The sequence below is a fragment of the Oribacterium sinus genome (assembly GCF_963553175.1).
Lineage (GTDB): Bacteria > Bacillota > Clostridia > Lachnospirales > Lachnospiraceae > Oribacterium > Oribacterium sinus_B.
Genome location: NZ_CAUVME010000006.1, coordinates 47,290 through 72,664, shown reverse-complemented (window position 1 = coordinate 72,664; position 25,375 = coordinate 47,290). Strand labels below are relative to the sequence as shown.

General features: G+C 42.5%; 25 protein-coding genes. All 25 read left to right on the top strand.

Annotated features, from left to right (window positions below; translation table 11 throughout):
- The first annotated feature begins 87 nt into the window (after positions 1 to 87).
- The 25 genes from RYO92_RS02950 to RYO92_RS02830 all read left to right on the top strand — a co-directional run bounded on the left by RYO92_RS02950 (position 88) and on the right by RYO92_RS02830 (position 25,365).
- The gene (locus RYO92_RS02950; protein WP_308579532.1) at positions 88 to 1,320 is read left to right on the top strand and encodes an ATP-binding protein; all 1,233 of its coding nucleotides are present in this window, start codon (positions 88 to 90) and stop codon (positions 1,318 to 1,320) included.
- Between the two features lie 148 nt (positions 1,321 to 1,468).
- Positions 1,469 to 2,083, top strand: a complete 615-nt coding sequence (locus RYO92_RS02945) for a DUF6088 family protein (RefSeq protein ID WP_308579530.1) — start codon at positions 1,469 to 1,471, stop codon at positions 2,081 to 2,083.
- Positions 2,084 to 2,368: 285 nt separating this feature from the next.
- Entirely contained in the window at positions 2,369 to 2,773 is a 405-nt protein-coding gene (locus tag RYO92_RS02940) for a YbgA family protein (protein WP_308579529.1), read from the top strand.
- Positions 2,757 to 3,125 carry a TIGR02328 family protein gene (locus tag RYO92_RS02935; protein WP_314345168.1) on the top strand — a complete coding sequence of 123 codons (369 nt, stop codon included), beginning with the start codon at positions 2,757 to 2,759 and terminating at the stop codon, positions 3,123 to 3,125. Before RYO92_RS02940 ends, RYO92_RS02935 begins: the two co-directional genes overlap by 17 nt.
- 110 nt (positions 3,126 to 3,235) lie before the next feature.
- Entirely contained in the window at positions 3,236 to 3,691 is a 456-nt protein-coding gene (gene bcp, locus RYO92_RS02930) for a thioredoxin-dependent thiol peroxidase (RefSeq protein ID WP_308579527.1), read from the top strand.
- A 219-nt stretch (positions 3,692 to 3,910) separates the two neighbouring features.
- Positions 3,911 to 4,231 carry a helix-turn-helix domain-containing protein gene (locus tag RYO92_RS02925; RefSeq protein ID WP_314965239.1) on the top strand — a complete coding sequence of 107 codons (321 nt, stop codon included), beginning with the start codon at positions 3,911 to 3,913 and terminating at the stop codon, positions 4,229 to 4,231.
- On the top strand, positions 4,231 to 5,490 hold the full coding sequence (locus tag RYO92_RS02920; RefSeq protein ID WP_315369442.1) for a type II toxin-antitoxin system HipA family toxin: 1,260 nt from the start codon (positions 4,231 to 4,233) through the stop codon (positions 5,488 to 5,490). Before RYO92_RS02925 ends, RYO92_RS02920 begins: the two co-directional genes overlap by 1 nt.
- 294 nt (positions 5,491 to 5,784) lie before the next feature.
- A complete protein-coding gene (locus RYO92_RS02915; RefSeq protein WP_007157809.1) occupies positions 5,785 to 6,969 on the top strand; it encodes an ABC transporter substrate-binding protein in 1,185 nt (394 codons plus the stop codon).
- Between the two features lie 90 nt (positions 6,970 to 7,059).
- On the top strand, positions 7,060 to 7,923 hold the full coding sequence (locus tag RYO92_RS02910; RefSeq protein WP_315369441.1) for an ABC transporter ATP-binding protein: 864 nt from the start codon (positions 7,060 to 7,062) through the stop codon (positions 7,921 to 7,923).
- On the top strand, positions 7,844 to 8,734 hold the full coding sequence (locus RYO92_RS02905) for an ABC transporter permease (protein WP_315369440.1): 891 nt from the start codon (positions 7,844 to 7,846) through the stop codon (positions 8,732 to 8,734). The genes RYO92_RS02910 and RYO92_RS02905 overlap by 80 nt, the downstream gene beginning before the upstream one ends.
- 25 nt (positions 8,735 to 8,759) lie before the next feature.
- Positions 8,760 to 9,446: an L-2-amino-thiazoline-4-carboxylic acid hydrolase gene (locus tag RYO92_RS02900; protein WP_308579523.1), complete on the top strand. Its 687-nt coding sequence runs from the start codon at positions 8,760 to 8,762 to the stop codon at positions 9,444 to 9,446.
- Positions 9,447 to 9,572: 126 nt separating this feature from the next.
- Positions 9,573 to 10,379, top strand: coding sequence for a pyrroline-5-carboxylate reductase (proC, locus tag RYO92_RS02895; RefSeq protein ID WP_315369439.1), 807 nt, complete (start codon positions 9,573 to 9,575; stop codon positions 10,377 to 10,379).
- Positions 10,380 to 10,558: 179 nt separating this feature from the next.
- Positions 10,559 to 11,956 carry an ABC transporter substrate-binding protein gene (locus RYO92_RS02890; protein ID WP_315369438.1) on the top strand — a complete coding sequence of 466 codons (1,398 nt, stop codon included), beginning with the start codon at positions 10,559 to 10,561 and terminating at the stop codon, positions 11,954 to 11,956.
- A 180-nt stretch (positions 11,957 to 12,136) separates the two neighbouring features.
- Positions 12,137 to 13,021: a carbohydrate ABC transporter permease gene (locus RYO92_RS02885; protein WP_315369437.1), complete on the top strand. Its 885-nt coding sequence runs from the start codon at positions 12,137 to 12,139 to the stop codon at positions 13,019 to 13,021.
- A 191-nt stretch (positions 13,022 to 13,212) separates the two neighbouring features.
- Positions 13,213 to 14,082, top strand: a complete 870-nt coding sequence (locus tag RYO92_RS02880; RefSeq protein ID WP_331648038.1) for a carbohydrate ABC transporter permease — start codon at positions 13,213 to 13,215, stop codon at positions 14,080 to 14,082.
- Positions 14,083 to 14,182: 100 nt separating this feature from the next.
- Positions 14,183 to 14,392 (top strand): hypothetical protein, encoded by a 210-nt coding sequence (locus RYO92_RS02875; RefSeq protein ID WP_331648035.1) that lies wholly within the window; start codon positions 14,183 to 14,185, stop codon positions 14,390 to 14,392.
- 86 nt (positions 14,393 to 14,478) lie between these two features.
- Complete coding sequence (locus RYO92_RS02870; RefSeq protein ID WP_007157797.1) at positions 14,479 to 15,357, top strand: BRO family protein; 879 nt, start codon at positions 14,479 to 14,481, stop codon at positions 15,355 to 15,357.
- 271 nt (positions 15,358 to 15,628) lie between these two features.
- Positions 15,629 to 16,351: a TIGR00266 family protein gene (locus RYO92_RS02865; RefSeq protein WP_315369436.1), complete on the top strand. Its 723-nt coding sequence runs from the start codon at positions 15,629 to 15,631 to the stop codon at positions 16,349 to 16,351.
- Positions 16,352 to 16,557: 206 nt separating this feature from the next.
- The gene (gene brnQ, locus RYO92_RS02860) at positions 16,558 to 17,919 is read left to right on the top strand and encodes a branched-chain amino acid transport system II carrier protein (RefSeq protein ID WP_315369435.1); all 1,362 of its coding nucleotides are present in this window, start codon (positions 16,558 to 16,560) and stop codon (positions 17,917 to 17,919) included.
- Positions 17,920 to 18,179: 260 nt separating this feature from the next.
- The gene (rfbF, locus tag RYO92_RS02855; protein ID WP_183684418.1) at positions 18,180 to 18,950 is read left to right on the top strand and encodes a glucose-1-phosphate cytidylyltransferase; all 771 of its coding nucleotides are present in this window, start codon (positions 18,180 to 18,182) and stop codon (positions 18,948 to 18,950) included.
- 119 nt (positions 18,951 to 19,069) lie between these two features.
- Complete coding sequence (gene rfbG, locus RYO92_RS02850) at positions 19,070 to 20,176, top strand: CDP-glucose 4,6-dehydratase (RefSeq protein WP_315369434.1); 1,107 nt, start codon at positions 19,070 to 19,072, stop codon at positions 20,174 to 20,176.
- A 125-nt stretch (positions 20,177 to 20,301) separates the two neighbouring features.
- The gene (locus RYO92_RS02845) at positions 20,302 to 21,135 is read left to right on the top strand and encodes a LicD family protein (RefSeq protein WP_315369433.1); all 834 of its coding nucleotides are present in this window, start codon (positions 20,302 to 20,304) and stop codon (positions 21,133 to 21,135) included.
- A gap of 123 nt (positions 21,136 to 21,258) precedes the next feature.
- A complete protein-coding gene (locus RYO92_RS02840) occupies positions 21,259 to 22,212 on the top strand; it encodes a glycosyltransferase family 2 protein (protein WP_315369432.1) in 954 nt (317 codons plus the stop codon).
- A gap of 352 nt (positions 22,213 to 22,564) precedes the next feature.
- The gene (locus RYO92_RS02835) at positions 22,565 to 23,674 is read left to right on the top strand and encodes a galactose ABC transporter substrate-binding protein (RefSeq protein WP_308579513.1); all 1,110 of its coding nucleotides are present in this window, start codon (positions 22,565 to 22,567) and stop codon (positions 23,672 to 23,674) included.
- Positions 23,675 to 23,856: 182 nt separating this feature from the next.
- On the top strand, positions 23,857 to 25,365 hold the full coding sequence (locus RYO92_RS02830) for a sugar ABC transporter ATP-binding protein (RefSeq protein ID WP_315369431.1): 1,509 nt from the start codon (positions 23,857 to 23,859) through the stop codon (positions 25,363 to 25,365).
- Positions 25,366 to 25,375 lie beyond the last annotated feature (10 nt).

The window sequence follows — 25,375 nt, the reverse complement described above, 5'->3', positions numbered from 1 at the left end:
GCTATTGGAACTGGCGGTCATTGAGCCGACTTCTTGCATATACCATTAGCAGACAGTATAATAAGTACACCGAAGCGGTTTCAAGAAATGAAAAATCTTCAACTTTTGAAAGCGGGTGACGATATGAAAACAATTACAAGAGCAAAGTATCTAGACAGAATCATTGAACTGAATGGTACTCCTGACATCAAGATCATCACGGGCATTCGTCGATCCGGTAAGTCTAATCTGATGCAGGCGTATATTGAATATCTGAAAAGCCATTTTGAAAACATCAATATTATCTTCATTGACTTCATGGATTTGGCGTATGAGGAAATTAAGGAATACCATGCCTTACACGCCTATGTGGAAGAACATTATCAGGAAGGTAAAACGAACTATCTGTTTGTAGACGAGGTGCAGATGTGCCCCAAGTTTGAGTTGGCAATTAATAGCCTGTACTCTAAGGGAAAATACGACATCTATGTAACAGGCTCCAATGCTTTCCTGTTGAGTGCGGATCTGGCAACTCTGTTTACCGGACGCTATATTGAAATTCATGTGTTTCCTTTCAGCTTCCGGGAATATTGCCAATATTATGATGATGTTAGTGATAAAGATAAGCTCTTTGATGATTACGCTATCAAGGGCGGTTTAGCAGGTTCTTACGCTTACAGAACCGAAAAAGACAGAACAAACTATATCAAAGAGGTCTACGAAACGATTGTTACAAGGGATTTGGTGCAGAAATATGCGCTCCCGGACACTTTGGTTTTACAGCGTCTGAGCGAGTTCCTTATGGATAATATCAGCAACCTGACTTCCCCTAATAAGGTTAGTCAGCTGCTGACAGCAAATGAGACTCCGACCAATCATGTAACCGTCGGCAAGTACATTAAGTATTTGTGCAGTGCTTTTGTATTTTATGATATTAAAAGATACGACATCCGAGGCAAGAAATACCTTGAAAGTTCTGAAAAGTTCTATTTGTGTGACAGCGGTATTCGATATGCAATACTGGGAAGCAGAAATATGGATTACGGCAGAGTATATGAAAACATCGTTTGCATCGCACTTCTTCGCCGTGGATACGATGTCTATGTCGGCAAGCTCTATCAAAAGGAGGTCGACTTTGTTGCTCAGAGAGGCAGCGAGAAGATTTATATTCAGGTCAGCGACAACATTTCCGGGCAGGAAACATTTGAGAGAGAGTGCGCTCCTCTGCTTCAGATCCGAGATGCTTATCCGAAAATGATTATTGCCAGAACCAAACATCCAAAATATAGTTATGAAGGAATCGAAATTCATGATATAGCCGATTGGTTGCGACAAGAATAAACAAGGTGAAATATCTCCGTCATTCTCTTTTGAAATGATGGAGATATTTTTATTTTCTGAGCGAATTAACAATTCTAAAACAATTCCTTTACTAAAAGAATTGAATTTCGTTAAAAAAAGTGTATAATATTTTTAACGAGGTAATTTTATGGAAAGACCAAATATATTAGGAAAAACACGTGATACCATAACGAAATTTAAACCGGGCTCGGTATTTTCAGCGAGTGACTTTTCTGATATTTCAGATAGTGCAAAAATAGGAGTCACGTTATCGAGACTGGAGAAAGAAGGCTTAATAAAAAAAATATTACATGGCATTTATGTATATCCGGAATACAATTCTTTTCTTGGGGAATGTATCGAACCGGACCCTAACGATGTTGCACACGCTATAGCAAGAAAATTTGGTTGGACGATTGTTCCTTATGGCGACACTGCTCTTAACATATTGGGGTTGTCTACGCAAGTACCCTCTGTTTGGATTTATGTATGTGATGGTGCTTATAAAAAATATACCTATAAAAAGATAATGTTGGAATTCAAAAAGACAACGAATAAGGAAATTTCAAAATTATCTTATAAAACGGCACTAGTAATCCAAGCAATAAAGGCTATTGGTAAGGATGGAATTACTGAGAGTGTAATAAAGCAGATTAGAGAGAAATTTTCTACGGAAGAGAAAATATCAATGCTTGAAGAAGCAAAATTTGCCACGTCGTGGGTGTACGTAGTAATAAAACAAATATGTGAGGATATGCAATGAGACAGATTGCAAAATTGAATTATAAAGATAGAGAGGCTTTATTTACCTTATCTTAGTTTGACAAAGACAAACAGTGAAGTGGCTTAAACACTTGATAAAGTTTATCTATTTTTGACACAAATGAATAATTGCTGACTGATATGGGACGAACTCCTAAGCACTAGTTGTGAGTTCGATTCTCGCAGGGAACATTCGTTCTTGCAGCAATGATTAGAGAGATTCGTTGCTGCAATTTTTTTAAATATGGAATAGGGATGTTTACAATATTTTGAAAGAAGGCGTAAAGTGCAGCACAAGAATATAAAAAAAGAATGTGAAGAGCTCTGGGCAAAATATAAATATTATGTGCTGAGCAAATCCCATAAGGCATATCTGGATATCCGAGAGTATTTGAAAGAAAAGGAAGTGGATATTGTATATCTACAGGAAAAAATACAAAGTGTAAAGGGTATCAAAGAGAGTAAAAAAGATTTTCATAATGCCATTCTTCATGTATGGGGATATTTTAAAAAAGAAGCAAGTGAAAGGGAAAAGCAAGGATTATTTGCCCTATTGGAAGAATATATGGAAGGGGAAAATAGTCAGGATGCTGTGATTCAATATCTTAACGCTTTACTAAGGAAATATCCCAATCAATATTTAGAGGAATCTACTTTCTTAACAGGAGAAAATTATGAGACTATGGCATGAACAACTGATTCCCTTATTGCCGAAAAATCAGCTTCTTGGACAACATAGAGAATGCTGTGCCCTTAGAGGAAATGGGTGGAATAAGAAGCATAAAACAGTAGATTATGCATTTTCCTATACTCCATATCATTTATTTATATTTCATTCTTTAGTTATGGATGAAATGGAAAAAAGAGGGTATAAGGTTTCTGAAGAGTGGAGAGATAAGAATTATAGAGGAAAGACAGCAGAAAAATACGATAATCTTGAAGAAAAAATGATAGAAAGTCCTATCTACAAAGAGCATAATGGGGAATATCTGCTCGAGTGTATAGAAAACTTGCGAAATAAGGGTATAAAAATAGAACTATAAATGTTTAAATGGTTTATATTACAAAAGCTCATTGTTCTCAAAGGGGAGATGAGCCAATGATTCATGTGGCAAATTTTTAGCGAAAAAACCGCTGTTAAAGGAGGATTACTATGTTGGAAGTTGGAACAAAGGCACCGGATTTTACATTGCCGGATCAGGATGGAAACATGCACTTTCTGTCGGAGTACAGAGGAAAGAAGGTCATTTTATACTTCTACCCAAAGGACAATACCGCCGGTTGCACGAAGCAGGCTTGCGGCTTTGCAGAACGATATCCCCAGTTCACAGAGAAGGGTGCTGTGGTTCTGGGCGTCAGTAAGGACAGCGTGGCTTCCCACAAGAAGTTTGAAGAGAAATACGGACTGCCCTTTACTATTCTTTCCGATCCGGAGCTTGTGGCAATTCAGGCCTATGATGTATGGCAGGAGAAAAAGAACTACGGTAAGACCTATATGGGCGTGGTTCGTACCACTTATTTGATTGATGAAAATGGAAAGATTGTAAAGGCATTTGACAAGGTAAAGGCGGCGGATAACCCGGAGCAGATGCTGGGAGAATTGGGATAGTAAGTATCGTCTCAGACTACCCCCATATTCAGACCTATATTGCCGAAAATGTCTCTATTATTTTGATTTTTGCCGCTCTTTTTTGTATGAGTAGGTATTTTCAGATTTCTGTTTGCAATTCAAAAGTTCCATTTGAAATTACCATATTATAATGTATACTAATATCAACGAAAAAATATATATAGTTTATAATAGTAAACGTTAAATGGGGTGCATTGGATGAAGAAAGCGGCATATAACATACTTCCGGGTACAGAAGAAATACTAAAAACCATGGGTGAGCAGATTAAGCTTGCCAGACTCAGACGAAGCCTATCTTCGGAGTTGACCGCAGAACGTGCCGGAATCAGTCGGGCATCTTTGTGGAAGGTTGAAAAAGGTGATCCATCCGTAGCAATGGGAATCTATGCGGCAGTTTTGCATGCTCTAAACAATCTTGATAAAGATCTTCTACTGATTGCAAAGGATGATGCGCTTGGTAGGCAAATTCAAGATTTAAATCTGATAACAAGAAAGCGTGCACCAAGGAGGAATAAATAGTGGTATCTAAAGAAAAGACAATTTTCGTCTACGATGACTTTAGCATGCAGAATCCAACACTAATGGGAATCCTCTATGTTAATAGCTTAAAGGGCGAGGAATCTTATTCCTTTGAATATGACAGAGAGTGGCTCAAAAAGACCTCGCTAAAAATCACATTGGATCCTGAACTTATGCCATATTCCGGAAGACAATATCCCTTCGGCAAAACAATCTTTGGACTGTTTTCAGATTCTTCTCCCGACCGTTGGGGACGTGTTCTTATGAATAAACGCGAAAGAATATTGGCAGGAAAGGAAGGTCGTAAACCTGCTAAACTTTATGACAGTGATTATCTACTGGGGGTATATGATGAAACAAGGCTGGGAGGAATTCGATTTAAAACAGAGCCCAATGGGGCCTTCCTTTCAGATGATAAAGAAACAGCTGCACCGCCTTGGACAAGTCTTCGGACGTTAGAGGAAGCTTCCAGAAATTTTGAAAATGATGATACTACTTTATCTGAAAAATGGTTAAACCAACTAATAAGACCAGGCTCATCTCTTGGTGGTGCCAGACCAAAAGCTACTGTGATAGACCCGAAAGAACAGCTTTGGATTGCAAAATTCCCTTCCAAGAATGATGAAAATGATACCGGAGCATGGGAGATGGTAACACATGATTTGGCGAAGCTCTGTGGACTACATGTTCCGGAGGCAAAACTTGAAAAATTTTCCAATCTTGGGAGCACCTATTTGGTTAAGCGCTTTGATCGTATTTTGAGTAAGCGAATACACTTCGCTTCTGCCATGACGTTGCTTGGAAAAACAGATGGGGCTTCTGCTGCAGACGGGACAAGTTATCTGGATATTGCTGCTTTTATAAAATCCTATGGCGCGCAGCCAAAGCAAGATTTGATTGAACTATGGAAACGTATTGTTTTTAATATGGCTGTTAGTAACACGGATGATCATCTACGAAACCATGCTTTCATTTTCACAAAAAATGGCTGGAGGCTTTCACCTCTTTACGATGTAAATCCGGTTCCCTATGGCGATGAATTATCCTTAAATGTTGATGAAGAGGATAATAGTATCAATATTGACCTTGCAATACAGACGGCTGTCCGATTTGGAATTTCCGAGACGGATGCAACGACCTATGCAAAAGATATTCTGACCATTGTAAAAGAAAACTGGGAGAAGCAAGCTAAAGCTTGTGGATTGTCCCGTCGGCTTATAGAAGAAATGCGTCCCGCCTTTAGCGCTTGCTATAGATAATTCTTTCTGCTCGCTTTAATTTCTAATTTCTCTGCTCTTGCTAATCGTTCTAATCATTCTAATCACACTTATCAAGAAGAGTGATTAGAATGATTTAACAGACAATGTCTACCAAATCCGGAATAGGACTAACTGTATTTGTAAAGGTATAGATTATATCGTTTGCTATAAATATAGCCTATATACAGATAAAAAATTTTCGGATTATGCAAATACCTACCATTCCTGTATGCTAAAGGGGAATTAAGAACAAGAAAGTTTATGAAGCTGAGTTGCAGGTTAGGAGGGTATAGAATGAAGGGAAATTTAGTTTTTACTGCTACTACATTACGAAAGATTGCTTTATTGGGAATATTGTCATTAAGCCTTATTGCTTGCGGAAAGGCAAAGTCGGGGGAGGGCAGTTCTGCCGGCAGTCAGGCGGCAACGAAGCAGGAAAGTGACGGTACTGCAAAGCAGGAGGAGAATGGCTCTTCCGATCAGAAGACGGAGAATAAGGATAACAAGAAGATTCCTTTAAGAGTGATTGCGAATAACAACAATGTGGCTCATATCGATTCCGTTATCGCGCAGTATGCAGGACTGTATGATAAGAATGGATTAGACACTACGATTCAGTTTAACCCCTCTAATCCCGATAATATTCAGGCGCTTCTTGCCGACAAGGCGGATTTAGTTTCTGCCGGTTCCTCTGCGGTATTAAATTACATTGATAATGGGTCCGACATTGTCATCATCGGAGGACAAATGTCTTTGGGAGAAACAGTTTATGTGCGTCCGGAGAGAGCGGAGGAGTTTAAGGATTTATATAACCCCAATACTTTATATGGAAAAAAGGTCGGTGTAACCAGATTAAATACGGGAGACGTGGCATTCCGCAAGATTTTAAAGGATAAGGGATTGGATTTATCCAAAATAGAGTTTGTGGAGCTGGATTCTCAGGCAACGGTTACCCAGGCAGTTCTTAAGGGAGATGTGGATTTAGGTATTAACTTCTTAACCTTCCGTGATGGTGCGGAGAAGCAGGGGCTTGTTCCGGTTAGCCAGTTGGATGCGGAGGATGAATGGCCTGACTACATTTGCTGCCGACTTTTCACCACAAGAGATAAGCTGAAGGCGAACAGAGAAGCCTATGTGGATGCGCTGAAGGCGAATATTGAAGCCTACAGCCTTCTGGAAAATGACAAAGAGGCTGCGGAAAAAGCTGCTCGTCAGGGAATTGACTTAGACGACGATGCTTATCAAAAGCAGGTTTATCAATACGGTCACCTTGGTCTTAGTCCCAATCCGGACAGACAGAACACAAAAGCTTTCTTCCAGGCCATGGTAGATATCGGATACTCTAAGGGAAATGTAAATATTGATGACTATATTGATACCACTGTCTTTGAAGATGCTTTAAATGAGCTTATAAAGGAAAATCCGGATAACAAGACTTATCAGGCTTTGAAGGCGGAAAGTGAACGCACCAACCAATAAAAGCAGCAATAAAAATAGTTTCGACAAATACAAGTATCAATAAATAAAAGTTCCAACAAAGAATAGTACCAATAAAAGGAGAGGGTTGTTTTGAGCAAAATAGAATTGAATCATGTATCCTTTGAATATATTGACAAAAAGAATCAGGTATATGGCGCCCTGGAGGATGTTTCCTCAACGATAGAGGACGGACAGTTTGTCAGCATTATCGGAGCCAGCGGATGCGGAAAAAGTACAATTCTAAGCATTTTAGCAGGCTTAAACCGCCCGAAGTCGGGAGAGGTACTCATTAACGGAGAAAAAATAAAGGGAACAGGCAAGGATCGTAGTGTTGTATTTCAACACTACTCCTTATTTCCTTGGATGACCATTGAAAAGAACCTGATTTTCGGCATTAAACAAAATATCAAAAATCTTTCCAAGAAGGAGCTGCAGGAAAGAGCTTCTTTTTACTTGGAAAAAGTAGGACTAAAGGGTGTGGAGCACAAGTACCCCTCCGAACTTTCCGGCGGAATGCGACAAAGGGCGGCCATTGCCAGAACCCTTGCCATGGACACGGATATTTTGTTGATGGACGAGCCCTTCGGGGCCATCGATGCCAGAAATAGGGTACTTTTACAGGATTTGCTTTTGGATATCCTAAAAGATACCAAGAAAACCATCGTTTTTGTTACCCATGATGTGGATGAAGCGCTGTATTTGTCCGATAGAGTTTTGTTTATGAAGAACAAAAGAATCGAAAAAGATATCAAGCTTCTCTTTGAACGACCAAGATCAAGGGAAGAGCTTCTGGGAAGCTTGGAGTACAGAAGAATTCGGAAAGACATTGTTTCGTTATATTATGATTATGATAGAAAAGAGGAAAATGTAGTTTATGTGGAAGAAGATTCATACAGTAGTGCCTCACCTTCTGTTTCTGGTTCTGAGCCTTATTATTGTACAGCCCTCTCTTAGCGGGACGAAGGGATATTTTCCCTTCCTGTTTGTGGTATTTGCATCGGAAGCGACTTTGCTTCTTTTTCGCAAATCTCCCGTAGCTGTAAATATCGGTATCATACTCTACTGTATTCTGATTTTCTGGGAAATCATGACTGCTAAAATCGGGGTGAAAAACAGCATGCTCTATCCTGCTCCGGAAAATGTTTTTAGCGTTTTTCTGGGAGACTATCAAAAGATCTTGCAGGGTGTATTCAGTTCTTTGCAACTTCTGTTTATTGCTTTTATTATCGCTACCGTATTGGGGGTATCTCTAGGACTGTTTGTGGGCTTGTCCGACCATTTAAGCGGAATCGTTCTTCCTATCGTCCGGGTCATCAGCCCCATTCCGCCGATTATTTATTCTCCCTATGCTGTGGCATTACTGCCGACCTTTAGGGTAGCCGCCATTTTTGTGGTCACCTTAACCATTTTCTGGAGCTTGTTCATGAATATGGTATTAAGCGTTCGGGAGATTGATCCAAAAATCATGAACTCCGCAAAGACCTTAAATGTCAGCAAGTTCAGTATGATTATGGATGTGTTAATCCCCTACAGCTTACCGGGGCTGATTAACAGCATCTCTGTTTCCATTTCCACTTCCTTTTTGGTACTTACTGCGGCGGAAATGATTGGAGGAACTTCCGGTCTTGGCTGGTACATCAAGTATCATTCGGATTTTGCAAATTTTGACAAGGTTGTCTTCGGCATTTTCATGATTGGCCTTGTGGTGACCATCTTGAATTTTGGCGTAAAATCCCTAAGAAGAGTTTTGGTGCCCTGGAAGTAAACAGGAAATTGAAGTGAGGAGTCTTATGGACGGATTTAATGAGCGTGTGCACGCATATATTCCGGCAAAATACTATCATTATCTTAAAGAGTATTTTGGAGAAAGAGGGAAAAGAGCATTTTTACACGCGGTGCAGTACTATGGAGCCCAAAGAGGAAGAAGAATGGCGCAAAGAGCCATCAGAGACGGGGTTGAGCTGACACAGGAAAATTACAATTATTATGGAGAGTGGATTAATACGGAGGAAATCAAGAGGGAAGGCATTGAAAACCGTGCTGAGCTTACCTCGGATGGTGTGATGAAAATTAGTTCCTGCCCCTGGTATACCCAGTTTCAAGACATGAACAGCCGAGAGGCGGGAGCACTTTATTGTAAAGATTTGGATGCCTCCATTTCCAGAGGCTTTAACCCGTTTTTAGGCTATGAAGTGGAGAAAACCTTGCATGAAGGAGAGTACTGCATTCATCACCTTCGTAGCGGAAACATTGGGGAAGGGGCAAAACGCGGAAAAAATCCGGAGAGTCTGCGACCTTTTGCATATCACTGTGCTCACATTTTTTATGCTTTTAAGGAAGTGACGGAAGCGATTTTTTTAAGGGAAGGCGTGAAGGTCTCCGAGAAGGTTTTGGAAGATTTTCAAAAAGACTATGGGGAAGAAATGACAGATGCTATAGTAAAGTATCGCAATATTAATTTTAACGTATGTGACTAAGCTTAATGCATGAGAGTAAGTTGAAAGAATGAAAGCGAAATGAAAGTGACTGAGCTTAAAAAACTAAGCGTTATGAAATTCACTAAGCTTAGAAGCGTTAAGAGAGAAATCGGAAAGGAGTTTCAAATGGCAAAAACAATCGGATTTTTAGGCGGCGGTAACATGGCAAGCGGGATTATCGGCGGATTAATTGACAGAAAAAGCTATGAGCCGAAGAATATCTTTGTTCGGGAAATCAATAAGGACAGAGCAGCTTGGCTTCAGAAACAGTTTGGGCTGAGCATTGTGGAAAGCAATGAAGAGCTGGCCGGAAAAACAGATCTTATCGTCTTCGCGGTAAAACCCCAGGATGGAGAAAAGGCCGGAAAGGATCTGGCGCCTTACTTAAAAGGAAAGAAAACCATCGTTTCCATCCTGGCAGGAAGCCAAATCGAAAAGCTTCATGCCTGGTTAGGAGAAAATGTTTCTATTGCCAGAATCATGCCCAACACCATGATTGAATCTCAACGCGGATATAGCGCTCTTACCTTCGATACTTCTTTTGATGATGCAAAAAAGGAAGAAGTCAGAGGCATTACAGAGTCCATCGGAAAGACTCTTGAGATTCCGGAAAGTCAGTTTGATGCCTTTACGGCAAGCAGCTGTGCCGGTCCGGAGTGGTTGATTCTCTATGCAGGAGCTTTGGTGGATGCGGGAGTGAAAACCGGACTGAATCGTGACGACGTTCGAAAAATTGTTATTGAAAATCTTATCGCCACAGGGAAGGTTTTGGAGAACACCGATAGACACTTATATCAAATTACAGACGAAATGAACACTCCGGGAGGAATCGGTATCGCAGGACTTCATATTTGGCAGAAGGCCGGACTTCACGGCATCATTATGGATGCGGTAGAAGCGGCTTATAAGAGAACAACGGAGCTTGGAAAGTAAAAGCTCCGTTTTTTCTATGCCCTTTTTTGAAAGATATTGATTCTATATCCTATGCCAAGGAAGATGCTATAAATTCTTGACACCCTCCATTTATTGGGTATAATGCTAGATAAAAGCGTAAAACGGCGATTAGATTGTGTGCAAAGTCGCTAAAAACTTGTTGAAATTGGAGGAATAGTATGAAGAAAAGAAAATTCTTATCCCTTGCTTTGGCTTTAGTCCTGGGGCTTTCCTTGCCGGGCTGTGCGAACAATGCATCCAAGGCGGAAAGTGAGAAGGGCAGTGCAGCTGCAGGAGAAACAGAAGCGGAGAAGGAAGGTGCGGAAAAGAAAGAAACTTCTGAGGGGCTTAAGGAGATGAAGCTCCCCACCTTCTTGGCCGGAGAAAATGTGGGAGCAAAGTTCTTTCTTCCTCAGGTAGAGCGCTTTAATAAGAAGTATGAAGGAAAGTATAAAATCACTGTGGAAGAGGTGGTACAGGATTCTTATGCGGAGAAGATTAAGCAGCTGGCTACCCAGAAGAAGCTTCCTGCTTTGGTGCATAGCCCCGGCTCCGGCGGCATTGATGCCCAGTGGTTTAAGCAGGTAATTTTGGATAATGACCTTGCTTACGATCTGACCGATTTTGCTAAGGAAACACCGGAACTTTCCGAACTTTGGCTTCCGGAGTCCAAGGAATACTGCACTTATAACGGGAAACTGGTGGTTTCCCCCATGCTGGTGATTCGTCCTATCGGAATGTTCTACAACGAAGATCTGTATAAGCCGGAGAAAGCTCTTGGAGAGCTTAGCTATGAGGACTTTGTTTCTTCTTTAGGAGACAACAAAATAGCCTTTATGACCTCGGAAAATGCTTGGACTTCCGCTTTGATGCTCTCTGCTCTTGTGGGAAATGAAGAAGGTGGAGCAAAGCTTTTGCAAGACAGTGTAAAGGATAAGCTATGGGACTATACGGAAGAGCCATTTGTAAAGGGCGTGGAGAAGCTACAGACTCTTTTACAGAAAAATGCTTCCGCAAATACTTTAGGAGCAGCTTATGCGGATGCAGCCAATGCTTTCATGAGCAATAAGGCGGCCGTAATTCCCAATGGATCCTGGATGGTTTCCGAGTTTAATGAGGAATCCAAGGACAAGTGGAGTAATGATTTTAAGGGATCCTCCGTGCATGCCGGCATTTATCCCGGAAATATTGCATTAGCAAACCCCGCAGGATACGGAGATTTCTGGATTCCTGCAACCGCAAGCGATGACGAGAAGGAAGTGGCTAAGGCATTCCTTGCCTTCCGCGGCAGTCAGGAAGAGCTGGAAGCCTATCTTTTGGCAGAGGGCGGAACCGCACCAAGACTGAAGTACAGTGAGGATTTCCTGAATAAGCTTAAGGAAAACCCATTGTTATACGAGTACAATCAGAGCGTAAATGATGATACAAAATATGTGCCCATCTTAGGGGATGTGTTCCCCGCTTCTATCGGAGATCAGGAATTCGGAAAGCTTCTGCCAAAGCTGATTGATGGAAGTCTGAGCCCGGAGGAGTTCTGTAAGGAGCTTACAAAGAAGGCGGAAGAGGCAAAGCAGTAATACTTTAACAGTAAAAACCTATAGTTTTGCCATATTAAGCTACGAAGTGGAATAGCCGGAAAGTGCATTAGGCTAATAGAAAAAACAGTTATAGGATATTAATTAGCCAATAGAAATTTAGTAAAACAGATTTAATAAAACAGATTAAGCAATAGAAAGAGTAAAGGGGAGTAAAATAGGATGAAGGCATCAAGCTTGGAAAGACGGAATTATAAGTGGATTGCCCTGTTTTTGCTCCCCTCCTTTTTGGTTTTTCTCTTCTTTTATTTACAGCCGATTCTCAGTATTTTCCTGACTTCCTTTACGAAGTATGACGGCTTTAATCGTCCCCGTTTTGTGGGATTGCAAAATTACATACAGCTTTTTGGGCAGGAATCTTTTCAGCTTTCCATGAAGAATCTTTTTTTGTGGTCTCTTATTGCCACCATTCTTCATGTGGGCTTCGGAACGATTCTTGCTTTTATTTTGTTCCAAAAGCCTAGAGGCTGGAAATTCACCAGAGCGGTTTTTATGGTTCCCAATGTGATTTCCGCAGCAGCCTGGGCTTTGATTTATCGCTTCATTTTCAATGATGAGATGGGCTTTATGAACGGGCTGATTCGCCTCTTTAATAAGGACTTTCATCACCAATGGTTCTTTGAATCTCCCTATGCCTTTTGGGCGGTGACGTTAACCTGGCTCTTCTATGCGGTGATTGTGACCCTTCTTGTGATGAATGACCTGTATTCCATTCCGGAGGAGGTATTTTCCGCGGCGAAGGTAGACGGCGCCAATACCCTTCAGATTCTTTGGCATATCGAGCTTCCCATGTGTCGTATTTCCATCGGAACCTCCATCATTGCCTCCATTACGGCTAGAATTGCCATGTATGAGCAAATCGCCTTAACCACTTCCGGAGGGCCGGGAAACGACACCATGAACCTCCCCCTCATTTTGATGAAGAACATTTTGGATTTAAAATATGGCTTGGCCAATGCCAGCGGTGTGATGATGTTCCTGGCAGGAATTTTGGTGCTGCTTTTGGTGCATAAGGCCTTTCGCTTAAATGAAGGGATTTATGACTAAAAGAGAGCTTCGTAAGTAAAAGCATAAAGCGAAGTGACAACAGGAATTTACAGGCAAAAGAAATTTGTAGGTATAAGCATTAGAGGCGCTAGGTAGCCAAATGAGACTTATGGCTGCGATAAGGGATTTGTATATAAATGAGACTTAGGTTAGTGAGAAGCATTTGCATCTAAACGAAGGGATTTATCGAAATGAAAGCAATTTTGCAAAATAGGGAACATGGCCTTGTAGGAAATAAGAGGGGATTTTTATCCTCCCTTCTCATTGGAATGCTCTTGTGCTTTACTATTTTGATTTCTCTCTTCCCGATTGTGTGGGTGATTTTATCCTCCTTTAAAAGCAATGCGGCGATTTTGTCGGATCCCTTTTCCTTACCTACAAGTTTTTCTCTGGAGCCCTACAGCTATATTTTTTCCAAATACGATTTTGTAGGGTACTTTTTGAATTCCACCTTGGTTTCTCTTTCGGCAACCTTACTGGCTCTACTGATTTATGCCATGGGAGCCTATGTCTTTGCCAAGTATAACTTTCCGGGAAAAAATCTTCTTTTTATTCTGTATTCCATCACCCTTTTGGTGCCGGCACAGTCCAAGGCTCAGCCGATATTTTCCCTTTTGATTCATTTAAATCTCTATGATTCTTTGCCGGGACTCAGCCTGGTGTATATTTCCATGGGACTGGCCATGAGTATCTTTGTATTAAGGCCTGCCTTCCTTGCCATTCCCAAGTCTTTGGATGAGGCGGCAATTTTGGAGGGAGCGGATTTCTTCACTGTCTTTTGGAAAATCAACCTTCCCTTGGCAAAGGGCGGCTTAACCACAGCGGGAATCCTATTGTTCTTGGGAAACTGGAATGAGTATTTCTATGCCTCATTGCTGATTAGTTCGGATAAGGCCAGAACTTTGCCATTGGCTTTACAGTTTTTCACAGAGTCCTTCTCCTATAATTACCCCAGACTTTTTGCGGCTTTAACTGTGGTGGTCTTACCGGGAATCTTGCTCTATGCGGTAATGGAGGAGCAGGTGCAGACGGCAATGGCAAGCTCGGGGATAAAAGGCTAGATAGTATAGGGCTTTATTGCGAAAAATATTATATTGAATTCTCTTAGTGTCAAATACGGTTTTCAATGACGTTTTGCTTATGTTTTTTATGTAGCATTTTATGATGGAACTGGATTATCAGATGCTTTTTGACAAAAGGATATATGCTAATATATCTAAGGTCAAAAAAGATACCATCGAAGTAAAGGGAGTTGCTATTCAAATTTATACTGAAGACTTTAAAAATGACTATGTAAGTCTTACAGATATTGCTAAATATAAGAATAGAGAAGAACCTAATGTGGTAGTTGCGAATTGGATGAGAAATTAAACAGGTTTTATAAAATCATACATAGGAATATAATAAGGACATAAGATATTGCAGGAAATAAATTGTAAATATAAAGGGTTAAGTCAATGGATGAAATAAAGCTATATGAAAATAAACAAATACGCTCCGTTTGGGATGAGGAAAAAGAAGAATGGTATTTTAGTGTGGTGGATGTCGTAGGAGTGCTTACAGAGCAAGAAAGTGCAAGAGGCTCAAGCACTTATTGGGCGGTGTTAAAAAAGAGACTGAAAGAAGAGGGAAATGAACTGCTTACAATTTGTAAGCAGTTGAAAATGAAAGCGGCAGACGGCAAGATGCGTTTAACGGATGTAGCGGATATGCAAGGCATTTTCCGTATTATCCAGTCAATTCCATCACCTAAAGCAGAACCGTTTAAGTTATGGCTCGCAGAGGTTGGAAAAGAGCGAATTGATGAAATTATTGATCCGGAACTTACAATAGACAGAGCCTTGGAGGCCTACTTAAAGAAGGGGTATAAAAGGGAGTGGATAAATCAAAGACTGCAAGCTATTCAAGTCAGAAAAGAACTTACAGATGCATGGGATGATGCAGGAATTCAAAAGGGAATAGAGTATGCAATCCTTACAGATGAGATTACTAAGGCTTGGTCGGGGATGACAACAAGAAGATATAAAAATCTTAAAGGACTTAAAAAAGAAAACTTAAGAGACAATATGACAACTCTTGAAATCGTTTTGAATATGCTTGCAGAGGCGACCACAACAGAGCTTACGAAAGCGACTAATCCCAAAGGCTTGGAAGAAAATAAGAAGGTGGCAAAAAAAGGTGGTGGTGTAGCAGGAAATGCAAGAAAGGAAATTGAGAAAGAAACGGGAAAACCTGTTATTACATCGAAAAATGCTATGGATTTATCAAGACTTATTGAAGATGTGGTGAAAGAGCCTATAAACAAGACAGAGGCTAACAAAGAAAAAAATAAATAAAAACATTCATTTGGAGATAGCAAAAAGTGGCTATCTCTTTTTAATATCATAAAAGTGTGGTTGTTAGGGAACAATCCGCTTAAATAGATACACTTATTTTAATGCTTAAAACATATTAGAATGTTATAGATACGGTGACAAACTTACCCTATTTTATAGAGCAAAGGATAAAAATCCTTGAATTCGCCCTAAAAATAAGCGATAATTTTCCTGTCAGGTTCAAAAATGGAAAAAACGACAAGAAAACCCTATTTCACAGATTGGAGGATTTATGCAACATCGTATATTAGGAGATAATGATTGTCCCATTTTGGAAATTTCCTTAAACCCGGGAGAAAGGGTGAAGATTGAGAGAGGTTCCATGGCTTATATGGCCGGTGTGGAGTTGCAGGGCAAGATGAATTCCGGCGCTAACGGCGGGGGCTTGGGCGGTTTGTTAAGTGCTGTAGGCAGAAGCCTTGCCAGCGGAGAAAGTATGTTTATTACCGAGGCTATTGGTGTAGCCAATGGGGGTAGAATCGGTGTGGCACCTTCCATTCCCGGAAAGATTGTTCGTTTAGAGATTGGAGAGAGGCAGTATCGCCTGAATACCGGAGCCTTCTTGGCTGGGGATTCTACGGTGAACTATGCCATGAAAATGCAGGACTTGGGAAAGGCGTTCTTCGGCGGCACCGGTGGACTTTTCGTCATGGAAAGCCAGGGACAGGGAGATCTATTTGTCAATGCCTTCGGCGATCTTTTGGAGCTGGAGGTACATCCGGACAGCCCCTTAACCATTGACAATGACCATGTGGTGGCATGGGATAGAGGTCTGGATTACCACATTTCCATAGCCTCCGGAACCTTCGGCTTTACCACAGGAGAAGGCTTGGTCAACCGTTTTATTGGCGAAGGGAAGGTGTATATCCAGACCAGAAACTTAAGCAGTCTGGCCTCTGCCTTGCCCATTGCCAGAACGAATAAGAACAACGGCAAAGGCGGCTTTGGAATATAGAGCCATTTCTATGTCCTATAAGCAGTTTCGCTTCCATCGTAAACCAAAATGCTTTAAAATGAAAAAGGAGTGTCATAAGCTTAGCTTGTGGTGCTCCTTTGTTTTAGTGAATTCCTAAACTTTATCAAAAAAGAAGTGGGATTAGTGGAAGAGAAGGGAAAAGTAGGATATACTGCAAATCAGTTTTTAAGAAAGAGAGTTATCCTATGAAGAAAAATGTAAGCGGGCGTGAGCTCCTTTTTATTGCCTCCCTTCTCTTCGGTATGCTGTTTGGGGCAGGCAATTTGATTTTTCCGGTATCCCTGGGACAAAAAGCGGGAAATACCGTGGCCTTGGCTACTTTGGGCTTTTGTATTACCGGAGTGGGTCTTCCCCTTTTGGCGATTATAGCCATGGCCCGCACGGAATCTGCCAGTATGGCGGAATTGGCTTCTAAAGGTGGAAAAAACTTTTCCACCTTTTTTTCCTGTCTTCTTTATCTTTGTATCGGCCCTCTGTTTGCCATTCCCAGAACCGCCTCAGTTTCCTTTCAGGTGGGGCTTTATCCCTTTATCGGGGAAGCCCATCATAAGATGGGACTGCTTATTTTCACCCTACTCTTCTTTTTGGCGGTGCTGTATTTTTCCCTGCGACCGGGAAATATCCTGACCTATGTGGGGAAAATTCTGAATCCGCTATTTCTCTTCTTTTTAGGGATTCTTTTGCTTACGGCCTTTCTGCATCCTATGGGGAACATTCAAAGCCTCCCTCCCACAGAAGAATATGCGAAAAACAGCTTTGTGACCGGCCTTTTAGAGGGCTACAACACCCTGGATGTGGTGGGAGCCCTGGCCTTTGGAAACATTTTGATTGAGACCATTAAAAATCGGGGAGCAAAGGACGGAAAGGAGGTCTCTCGCTTAAGTATTATTTCCGGAAGCATTACTACGGTAATGATGGCAATCGTCTATTTTGCTTTGGCCTTTACCGGAGCGGCCAGCAGAAGTCTTTTTTCTTTGCAGGCTAATGGAGGAGACATCCTGCATTCCGTTTCCACCCATTACTTTCCACGATTTGGCGGCATTCTGTTGGGAATTATCATTTGCCTTTCTTGTTTAAAAACGGCAGTGGGGCTGATTACCTCCACCAGTCTGGCTTTTGCTGAAATGTTCCCTAGAGGGCTTCCCTATAAAAAGCTTGTGCTTTTGTTTACCTTCTTCTCCTTCGCCATTTCCAATCTTGGTTTAAGCAGAATTATCCAATATACCGTTCCGGCGCTTTATTTTATTTATCCCATGAGTATAGTGCTGATATTGCTTTGTCTGATTGGAGAGCATTTTCGGTTTGAAAAAAAGATTTTCCAAACCGCCCTTTATGTTACCGCGCCCTTTGCCCTTTTGGATGCCTACAAGGCTCTGCCGAAGGAGCTACTTGTAGGGATTCCTTTTCATGGGAAAATGATGGAACTTCTTTCCCACATCCCTCTTTTTTCTATTGGGATGGGCTGGGTTTTACCGGCAGTTTTGGCCTTTCTCCTTTCTTTCCTTTTTTGGAAAATGCGGGAAAGGAAAAGGCAGCATATCGCCTAAAATTTTGGCAGAACAAACAGCAATATATCGTAGGAAACATTTGCAGAAGTAAAATACGTCCCGGCATATAGAATAAGGGAAAAAATAGCGAAAGAAATAGCGGAAGAAATATCGGAAAAAATAGCGGAAGAAATAGCGGAAAAAATAGCGGAAGAAATAGCAGAAAAAATAGCGGAAGGAATCCTTAAAGATATCTTTCCGCTGTTATTTTCTAAGGACTCTGTGCTATACTCTAAAGAAAAAAAGAAAGGACGGAAGACATGAAGGTTGTTCTTCTTGCAGGAGGCTTAGGCACCAGAATTTCGGAGGAATCCCATTTAAAGCCGAAGCCCATGATTGAAATCGGAGAAATGCCCATTTTATGGCATATTATGAAATATTATTCTTCCTACGGCTTTAAGGAATTTATCATTTTGGCAGGCTATAAGCAGTACCTGATTAAGGAATATTTTGCCAACTATTTCCTGCACAATGCGGACATTACCTTTGACATGGGAAAGAATACCATGGAGGTTCACAATAGCGAGGCGGAGGACTGGAAGGTAACCGTGGTGGATACCGGCCTTCACACCATGACCGGCGGAAGACTTAAGAGGGTGGAAAAGTACTTAAAGCACGAGCCTTTTATGCTGACCTATGGAGACGGAGTTTCCGATGTGAATCTGGAGGCTCTTTTGGACTTCCATAAAAAGCATGGCAAGCCGGCAACCATCAGCATGGTAAACCTTGCTCAGCAAAAGGGAGTTTTGGATGTGGATGCCGAAGGGCAGATTCGTTCTTTCCGGGAGAAGGAAGAAAAGGACGGCGCGGTGATTAACGGCGGCTTTATGGTGCTGGAGCCGGAAATCTTTGACTATCTTCAGGACGACAATACCATTTTAGAGCAAAGCCCCATGCAGAATCTTGCGGCGGAAGGCAAGCTGATGGGCTATTACCATGACGGCTTCTGGCAGTGCATGGATACCCAGAGAGAGAAGAAGCTTTTGGAAGAGCTGTGGGCAAGCGGCAAGGCGCCCTGGAAGCGTTGGTAGCAAGGAAGTTTTTGCTAAGTTGATAAAAACGCCGGAAGTCATTTTGCAGTGGCTATTGCGTTTGGTACCGTTACGAAAAATTTGCAGAGAAATCTTGGTTTTAAGGAAGTAGGGGGCAAATGCATTTTCAAGAATTAAAAGCCTTTTATCAGGGGAAGAAAGTATTTTTAACAGGCCACACCGGTTTTAAAGGGGCGTGGCTTAGTTTGATTTTGCAAATGATGGGAGCGGAATGCACCGGCTACGCCTTAAAGGAAGAACCGGGAGCCTTATTTTCCCTCTTGAATTTAGAAAAGGGAATGCACTCCATTGAAGGGGATGTGCGGGACTATGTGCACCTTAGAAAAGCGATGGAGGAGGCGGAGCCGGAATTGGTTTTCCACTTGGCGGCACAGCCCCTGGTGCGGGAATCCTACCTTTTCCCCAGAGAAACCTACGAGACCAATGTGATGGGAACGGTGAATCTTTTGGAGGCGGTAAGGCATTGTCCCTCTGTCCGTTCCGTGCTGAATGTTACTACGGACAAGGTTTACGAGAATCCGGATCAGGAAGGACACGCCTTTACAGAGGAAGAGAAGCTGGATGGGCATGACCCCTATTCCAACTCCAAGTCCTGCTCGGAGCTGGTCACCCATAGCTATCAGAAATCCTTCTTTTCCGAGGATTCTGCCTACGGAAAAGGAAAAAAATTTCTTCCGCGCATTTCCACTGCAAGAGCCGGAAATGTGATTGGGGGAGGGGATTTTGCCAAGGACCGCATCATTCCGGACTGTGTACGGAAGAGCATAAAGGGAGAGGCAATCGGCATTCGAAATCCCTATTCTGTTCGCCCCTATGAGCATGTTTTGGAGCCTTTGTTTGTTTATCTGGAAATCGTGGCAAGACAGGCAAAGGAAGAGGGAAAGCAATTTGCCGGCTATTACAATGTGGGTCCGGAGCTTTCCGATGCTATTACCACAGGGGCCTTGGCAGAGCTTTTCGTGGAGTTCTGGGGAGAGAATGCAAGCTGGGAGAATCAGGCGGAGCCCAATGCTCCCCATGAAGCGGGATTTTTACAGTTAAGCACGGAGAAGTTAAAGCAGGTCTTTGGCTGGCATCCTCGTTATACCGTGAAGGAAGCGGTGGAGAAAACCGTAGATTGGTATAAGGCATGGCACAGAGGAGAAGACTTACGGAAGTTTTCCGAAGCACAGGTTTTGGCCTTTGCCTTGGAAGACCGGGAGTGAAGCTTTAGATTAGGTCGTTAGATTGGGGCTTTAAACGGAATTTTTAGACGAAGAACTAAGCTTGGAGCCTTGTAGCAATAAGAGTAAAGCTACATTTTGGATAAGAGCCGTAGAAAGGGTAGGGTATGGATTTAGCGGAGAAGCAGAGACGGGGCTTTGCCATTTTGGAGGAGATTCACCGTATTTGTGAAAAACATAAGATCAGCTACCGCCTGGATTCAGGAACCCTGCTGGGGGCCATTCGTCACGAAGGCTTTATCCCCTGGGATGATGATGTGGACCTTTGCTTTTTACGGGAGGAATGGGAAAAGTTTGAAAAGGCAGCGAAGGAAGAGCTTTCGGAAAACTTTGCTTTACTCATGCCAAATACCTACAGAAACGGTCGTTCCTTTTATGACTTTGTCCCCCGTGTTGTGGATCTTCAAAGCAAAAGACGGGAAGTCGAGGGGGAAGAGGATGCTTTTTACGAAGGAAAGCTGAATCATCTCTGGGTGGACTGCTTTATTTTGGATGATTGCCCAAGGAATGCTCTTTTGGACAAGCTGTATCGTTTTCGACAGCAGATGATTTTCGGTCTGGCCATGGGACATCGGAGAAAGCTGGATTTCCAGAAGTATTCTCCCATGGCAAAGCTCTTTGTGGCGGTTCTTGCCACTTTGGGAAAATGTCTTTCCCTGCCCTTTCTTTTTTCCTTACAGGACAAATGGGCACAGGGGGCACGAAGAGAGAAGAGTCAAAGAAGAGGAGAGGATTTCCTTTATTTTTCCAACTATCAGCCGGACTTCCAGTATTGTAAGGTGCAGTACAGCTGGGAGGAGCCGGTGCAGTATAAGCTCTTTGCCGGAAAGGAATTTCCGGTGCCGAAAGACTATGACAGTGTGTTGAAGATGCTATATGGGGATTATATGACACCGCCGAAGAAAGAAGAGCAGGTACCTAGCCACGAGGAAATGATTTAAGTCGGTGATGGGTAGAAGATCTTGCTAAAGTCGTTGAACAGAGATGGCTAAAAAGTTAGGACGGATAAGGAGCTCAAGAAAAATCATTTCAATGAGGGATTGTTTTAGAGAGAAGGGATGAACTTGGAAAAGATTTGTAGTGTTATTGTTTCCGTATATAACGAGGAAGACAGCTTGGAGCAGTTTTACCGGCATTGTAGTCAGTCTTGCGAAAAATTACAGGAGCTGGGCTATGGCTATGAAATTGTCTTTGTGAATGACGGCTCTCAGGATAAAAGTGCCATTCTCTTAGAGGATTTTGCAGAGAGAGACAAGGAACACGTGCGGGTATTGTCTTTTTCCCGAAATTTTGGCCATGAGGCGGCTATGACCGCAGGCCTGGATCATGCCAAGGGGGATTTTCTGGTTTTTATGGATGCGGATTTACAGCATCCCCCCGAACTGATTTCGGAAATGCTGAAAAAGTCGGAGGAGGGCTATCAGGTGGTGTCCATGGTGCGCACCAAGAATCCTTCCGCAGGCCTTGTGAAAAATATTACCTCCGCCCTGTTTTACTGGATTTTAAACCACGTTTCTCCGGTGCATTTTGAGGAAAATGCCTCCGACTTCTTCGGCATTTCCAAAAAGGTACAGGAGGTTTTAAAGAAGCATTATCGGGAAAAGGTCCGTTATCTTCGGGGCTTTGTCCAGTCCGTAGGCTTTCCCAAAACCAGTATTCGCTATGAGGCGGCGGCAAGACAGGCGGGGCACAGTCATTACTCTCTAAGTAAGCTTTGGCAGTTTTCCAAAAACACCCTCTTTACCTTTTCCAATCTGCCCTTACAACTGGGGATTTTTGCGGCCATTTGCAGTGGAGGACTGGGAACCCTGCTTTTGATTTACACCCTTTTAACCAGAAAGGGAGCTCCTTCCGGCTATGCCACCATCGTGGTGGTGCTTTGCTTTATGTTCGCGGTGCTCTTTTTTGTCATCGGAATTATCGGAGAATATATCGCTATTCTCTTTGAAGAACTGAAGGACAGACCTCTATACATTTTATCGGACAGCAAAAATATCGAAGAGGATTCTGAAAGCTAGAAGTGTCGATATACAGACGAAGGACAGTTTGGGTTTTGAAAAAATATATAGGTTTTCAGCAGTATAGGTCTGAAAGAGAGGCAATCTGAGCCCGCCGGTACTTGCGAAAAACGAAGGAACTGAAGTTTTTCGCTTAGTATCCGCTGCGAAGGCGAAGCTAGCGGGAGCGTGCCCCCTTTCAGACCTGTATTGCATAGAAAACCATTTCTTTTGTAGAAAAATACCAAACTTCCGAATTCTAAAAAATTCTAAGAATGAAAGAAGAAAACTCTATTTTTTTTTAAAAAAAGAAAAGCTATAATCCTCCTTGTTATTAAACATAGTCGAAAGTTATTTCGAACAGGAGGAAAAAATGAAAAGAATTTTAAGCACTTTGACAGTATCCGCATTGGCCGTATCTATGTTAGCTGCATGTGGCAGCAGCAATGCAGGAAAGACAACTACCGCAGCTGCTGAGCAGAAGGAAAGTGCAAAGGCAACAGAGAAGGCGATGGAAGGAACCAAGGCCGCTGTAGAAGAGATGAGCGGAGACTTCAGCGACAAGAAGGTTGGCGTATGTATCTATCAGTTCTCTGATAACTTCATGACTCTCTTCCGTACAGAGCTGGAAAATTATCTTGTATCCAAGGGATTCAAGAAAGAGAACATCAAGATCATGGACGGTGCTAATGACCAGGCTACACAGACCAACCAGATTGAGAACTTCATCACCGATAAGGTAGACGTTTTGATTGTTAACCCTGTTAACTCTTCCTCTGCTGCTACCATCACCGACAAGGTACAGGCTGCCGGAATTCCATTGGTTTACATCAACAGAGAGCCGGATCAGGACGAAGAGAAGAGATGGGAAGAGAAGAACTGGGATGTAACATACGTAGGATGTGACGCTCGTCAGTCCGGAACCTTCCAGGGAGAGATTATCGCTTCCGTTGGAATGGATAAGCTGGATATGAACGGCAACGGAAAAGTTGACTACATCATGATTAAGGGTGACCCTGAGAACATCGATGCACAGTACAGAACAGAGTTCTCCGTTAAGGCATTACAGGATGCCGGCATGGAAGTAAACAAGTTAGACGAGCAGGTTGGTAACTGGGATCAGGCTCTTGCACAGTCTTTGGTTGCTAACGCATTGGCAAAGAATGGTAAGGATATCGAAGTTGTTTTCTGTAACAACGACTCCATGGCTCTTGGCGCATTACAGGCTATTCAGGCAGCAGGAAGAACCGTTGGAAAGGATATCTACCTGGTAGGTGTAGACGCTCTTGAGGAGGCTTGCCAGAATGTATTGGCAGGAACACAGACCGGAACCGTATTTAACGACTTCCTTACACAGTCCCACGCAGCAGGAGATGCAGCAATCAACTACCTCGGCGGTAAGGGAAATGACCACTACATCGGTTGTGACTATGTAAAGGTTACCAAGGACAACGCACAGGACGTATTAAATCTCTTAAAGTAATAAGATTTGCAGGAAAACTTTTTCAAAGCATGGATTATCAGGAAAATGGAGATTTGCTAAAGAAATAGGAGCAGAAAACATTTTCCCAATACAGAACGAATTTGGGGAGTGCAGATGCATTGTGTATTTGCCTCCCCGATTGTTTTTCATTCCGAGAGTAGTGTGAAGAAATGGAGGAGGAAATGGCAGAGTATAAGTTAGAAATGAAAAATATCTCCAAATCATTTCCGGGTGTAAAGGCCCTAGACCAGGTGCAGCTATCCGTTCGTCCCGGAACGGTGCATGCCTTAATGGGAGAAAATGGAGCCGGAAAATCCACCCTGATGAAGTGCCTGTTCGGCATTTACAAGATGGATCAGGGAGAGATTTATCTGGATGGAAATAAAGTGGAAATCAACAATCCTGATGATGCTATGCTGCACGGTGTAGCTATGGTGCATCAGGAATTACAGCCGGTACTGGCCCGTTCCGTATCGGAAAATATGTATCTGGGACGTTTCCCGGTGAAAAAGCTGGGACCGATTCAGATGATTGACCATAAGAAGATGAATCAGGATACGGAGAAGTGGTTGTCCGAGCTTGGTTTATCTTACAATGTGAAGGCGCCTTTGTCCTCCTTATCCATCGGACAGATGCAAATGGTGGAGATTGCCAAGGCGGTTTCCCACGATGCCAAGGTCATTATCTTTGACGAGCCTACCTCTTCTCTTTCCGATAAGGAAGTAGAATTCCTCTTTAAGGTTATGGGAGATTTGAAGAAGAAGGGCGTAGCCATGATTTACATTTCCCATAAGATGGATGAAATCAAGCGGATTTCCGACGACATCACCATCATGCGTGACGGAACCTATGTAGGAACCTGGCCCGCAGAGGATATGACTACAGAGCAGATTATTGCCAAGATGGTAGGTAGAGAGTTAAGCAATATTTATCCGGAGCATCATCACAGCATCGGCGAAACCATTATGGAGGTGGAGGATTTGACCTCCATTCATGAAAAATCCTTCCGGGGAGTATCTTTCTCCATCAAAAAGGGCGAGATTCTTGGCTTCGGCGGACTGGTAGGTGCCCAAAGAACGGAGCTGATGGAAGGAATCTTCGGTATCCGTCATTTGGCTAAAGGAACCATCAAGGTTCACGGTAAAGAAGTGAATATTAAAAGACCCAGAGATGCCATGGATGCAGGCATCGGTATGATTACCGAGGATCGCCGGGGAAACGGTATTTTCGGCTGTCTCTCCATTAAGGACAATGTGGGTGTTTCGATTTATAAGAAGTATTTAAAGGCAGGAATTATGCTGGACCATCCTTCCATTAACAAGGTGGTGGATGACAATATCAAGCGTCTGTCCATCAAGACCCCCAGCATGAAAGAGCATATCGGAAATCTTTCCGGAGGAAACCAGCAGAAGGTAATTATTTCCCGCTGGCTGGCTAAGGATCCGGATATTCTGATTATGGATGAGCCCACCAGAGGTATTGATATCGGGGCAAAGCATGAGATTTATGAAATCATGGAAGAGTTGGCAAAACAGGGCAAGGCGATCATTATGATTTCTTCAGAAATGCCGGAGCTTCTGGGTATGGCGGACCGTATCTGCGTAATGTGTAACGGAAAGCTCACCGGAGAGCTGAATCAGCAGGAAGAAATGACCCAGGAAAATGTAATGAACTTTGCTACGATGTTTTAGGGGGAAAGAA

Coding starts and splice junctions, on each gene's coding strand:
- RYO92_RS02950 (WP_308579532.1), top strand. CDS start 88: ATGAAAAATCTTCAACTTTTGAAAGCGGGTGACGATATGAAAACAATT.
- RYO92_RS02945 (WP_308579530.1), top strand. CDS start 1,469: ATGGAAAGACCAAATATATTAGGAAAAACACGTGATACCATAACGAAA.
- RYO92_RS02935 (WP_314345168.1), top strand. CDS start 2,757: ATGAGACTATGGCATGAACAACTGATTCCCTTATTGCCGAAAAATCAG.
- bcp (WP_308579527.1), top strand. CDS start 3,236: ATGTTGGAAGTTGGAACAAAGGCACCGGATTTTACATTGCCGGATCAG.
- RYO92_RS02925 (WP_314965239.1), top strand. CDS start 3,911: ATGAAGAAAGCGGCATATAACATACTTCCGGGTACAGAAGAAATACTA.
- RYO92_RS02915 (WP_007157809.1), top strand. CDS start 5,785: ATGAAGGGAAATTTAGTTTTTACTGCTACTACATTACGAAAGATTGCT.
- RYO92_RS02905 (WP_315369440.1), top strand. CDS start 7,844: ATGTGGAAGAAGATTCATACAGTAGTGCCTCACCTTCTGTTTCTGGTT.
- RYO92_RS02900 (WP_308579523.1), top strand. CDS start 8,760: ATGGACGGATTTAATGAGCGTGTGCACGCATATATTCCGGCAAAATAC.
- proC (WP_315369439.1), top strand. CDS start 9,573: ATGGCAAAAACAATCGGATTTTTAGGCGGCGGTAACATGGCAAGCGGG.
- RYO92_RS02890 (WP_315369438.1), top strand. CDS start 10,559: ATGAAGAAAAGAAAATTCTTATCCCTTGCTTTGGCTTTAGTCCTGGGG.
- RYO92_RS02885 (WP_315369437.1), top strand. CDS start 12,137: ATGAAGGCATCAAGCTTGGAAAGACGGAATTATAAGTGGATTGCCCTG.
- RYO92_RS02880 (WP_331648038.1), top strand. CDS start 13,213: ATGAAAGCAATTTTGCAAAATAGGGAACATGGCCTTGTAGGAAATAAG.
- RYO92_RS02875 (WP_331648035.1), top strand. CDS start 14,183: ATGATGGAACTGGATTATCAGATGCTTTTTGACAAAAGGATATATGCT.
- RYO92_RS02870 (WP_007157797.1), top strand. CDS start 14,479: ATGGATGAAATAAAGCTATATGAAAATAAACAAATACGCTCCGTTTGG.
- RYO92_RS02865 (WP_315369436.1), top strand. CDS start 15,629: ATGCAACATCGTATATTAGGAGATAATGATTGTCCCATTTTGGAAATT.
- brnQ (WP_315369435.1), top strand. CDS start 16,558: ATGAAGAAAAATGTAAGCGGGCGTGAGCTCCTTTTTATTGCCTCCCTT.
- rfbF (WP_183684418.1), top strand. CDS start 18,180: ATGAAGGTTGTTCTTCTTGCAGGAGGCTTAGGCACCAGAATTTCGGAG.
- rfbG (WP_315369434.1), top strand. CDS start 19,070: ATGCATTTTCAAGAATTAAAAGCCTTTTATCAGGGGAAGAAAGTATTT.
- RYO92_RS02845 (WP_315369433.1), top strand. CDS start 20,302: ATGGATTTAGCGGAGAAGCAGAGACGGGGCTTTGCCATTTTGGAGGAG.
- RYO92_RS02835 (WP_308579513.1), top strand. CDS start 22,565: ATGAAAAGAATTTTAAGCACTTTGACAGTATCCGCATTGGCCGTATCT.
- RYO92_RS02830 (WP_315369431.1), top strand. CDS start 23,857: ATGGCAGAGTATAAGTTAGAAATGAAAAATATCTCCAAATCATTTCCG.